Source organism: Paraburkholderia sp. 22099 (assembly GCF_052045835.1).
In the GTDB taxonomy this organism is placed as follows: domain Bacteria; phylum Pseudomonadota; class Gammaproteobacteria; order Burkholderiales; family Burkholderiaceae; genus Paraburkholderia; species Paraburkholderia terricola.
The window spans coordinates 1-2,408 of record NZ_JBQEPU010000073.1; the positions used below are offsets into that span (position 1 = coordinate 1).

The following is a 2,408-nucleotide window of genomic DNA, read 5'->3' on the forward strand; positions in this document are numbered from 1 at the left end:
AGCGCGCGGACCCAGGCGCGCCAGGACATCGACGGCGCGGGCAGCGCGATGGGCTGGTCCTGCTCGGCCTGGGCGTAGGCGGTTTGCAGTTCCTCGAGCAGCACGCGCCAGGAGACGCCGTCCACCGACAGGTGGTGGATCGCGATCAGCAGGCGCGTTTCGTCCGGGGTCTCGAAGTGGCCGATGCGCCATAGCGGGCCGCGCCCGATGTCGAGGCTCGACTGGAGGCGCTCGCAGGCCGCGGTGAGCGCTGACAGTGAGGACAGGTGTTCGTGGTGGACGATGGCTGTCTGTGTTGCCTGTGTTGCCTGTGTTGCCTGTGTTGCGTGCGTTGCGTGCGTTGCGTGCGTTGCGTGCGAGCCCGCCAATGCTTGCGTCACGTGTGCCGCGTCAGCCACTTCAACCGCCCCTGCCGCCTTCGCCACCACCTGCTTCCATCCCCCCGTCTCCTTCACGAACCGCAGCCGCAACGCGTCGTGCCGCGCCTCCAGCGCCTGCGCCGCGCGCTCCAGCGCCACGGGTGCCAGACGCCCCCGCACCTTCAGCAGCACCGCCTGGTTCCAGTGTGATTCGCCCTGCGGATAGCGCTCGAAGAACAGCCGCTGGATCGGCGTCAGCGTCAGCGCCAGCGCCGCGCCATCATCGACCTCCTGCGCGCCGCCCGCTTCGAGCCGCTGCGCGCGCTGCGCCAGGCCCGCCACCGTCGGATGCTCGAACACCTGTCTCGGCGTCAGCCGCCACCCCGCCTCGCGCGCCCGCGCGATGATCTGCAGGCTCTGGATCGAGTCGCCTCCCGCCTCGAAGAAGTTGTCCGTCACGCCCAGATCGTCGCGCCCGAGCACCGCCGTCCAGATCGACAGCAATGCCGACTCCACCTCGCCCGACGCCGCCACCCGTTCGCGCGCTTCCGCCTGCGGCGCCGGCAGCGACGCGCGGTCGAGCTTGCCGTTGGGCATCCACGGCAGCCGCGCGAGCACCGTCACCGACGACGGCACCATGTAGCCCGGCAGCTTCTGCTCCAGTTCGCGCTGCAGATGCGCGGCGTCGAGCGTGGTTTGCGCCGCGCCCTGCGAGGCACTACCCGACACATCCCCCGCCGCCTCCCCCGCCACATACGCCGCGAGCCGCTGCTTCTGCCCTTCGCCCACCACGATCACCGCCGCCTCGCGCACGCCCCCGCACTGCCGCAGCACCGCCTCGATCTCGCCCAGCTCGATGCGCTGGCCGCGCAGCTTCACCTGCTGGTCCAGCCGGCCGAGAAACTCCACCGTGCCGTCCCCGCGCATCCGGCACAGGTCGCCGCTGCGGTACATCCGCGCCCCCGGCGCACCGGACGGGTCCGGCACGAACCGCTCCGCCGTCAGGCCCGGTCGCCCCAGGTACCCGCGCGCCACCGTCGGCCCGCCGATGCACAGCTCGCCCAGCCCGCCCACCGGCGCCTCGTCGCCGAACGCGTCGAGCACGCGCGCGGTGCGTCCCGGATACGGATGGCCGATCGGCACCGTCACCTGCCGTGCGTCGTCCGCCTCGGTGCGGCGGTACAGCGCCGCCACCGTCGTCTCGGTCGGCCCGTACAGGTTGTCCAGCCGGATGTCGGCGAGCGGCCCCGCGCGCCAGTGCGCGAGCGCGTCGCCCGGCAGCGCCTCGCCGCCCACCGTCACCTGGCGCAGCGCGAGCCGCGCGCGTGGCGGCGCATGATGCTGCCACTGCTGCCACAGCGCGGTCGGAATGCGCGCGAACGTCACGCGCCGGTTCACGAGGCGCTCGCTCAGGCTCTGCAGGTCCCACGGCTGCACGCCGCGCATCTCCACCGTCGCGCCGCGCAGCAGCGCGGGCAGCGTCTCGTGCAGCGCGACGTCGAAGCTGATCGTCGACGAGTGCAGCACCGTGTCGCGGCCGTCGATGGCGTAGGTCGCGAGGAAGTCCTGCAGATGGGTCCACAGCGCGCCGTGGCTCACGCCGACGCCTTTCGGGCGGCCCGTCGAGCCGGAGGTGTACAGCACGTAGGCGAGCTGGTCCGGGTGCAGCGGGGCGTCGATGTGGGCGGTGAGGTTGTTGTGGTGTGCTGCGTCGCTCCGGCCTGCTGCATCGCTCCGGCCTGCTGCATCGTTCCGGCCTGCTGCTTCGTTCCGGCCTGCTGCTTCGTTCTGACCTGCCGCTTCGTTCTGACCTGCCGCTTCGTTCTGACCCGCCGCTTCGTTCTGATCTGCCGCTTCGTTTCCGCCTGCTGCTTTGCTCCAGCCTGCTGCGTCGCTCCAGCCTGCCTGACCCCGATCGCTCGCACCGTTCTGCGTCGCCAGGCTGATACGGCGCTGGGCATCGCTGTCGTTCGCCGCATCAGCACGGCTTGCCGCACCAGGTTGGCTTGCCGCGTCGATGCCGCCAGCCACCTCGCCCTGCCTGACTCC

The 2,408-nt window shown here is 71.8% G+C and carries 1 protein-coding gene; it reads right to left on the bottom strand.

Annotated features, from left to right (window positions below; all coding sequences use genetic code 11):
- Positions 1-2,408: AMP-binding protein (locus tag ACTJLC_RS31645; RefSeq protein ID WP_440846396.1), on the bottom strand; the 2,408-nt coding region annotated here is incomplete at both ends.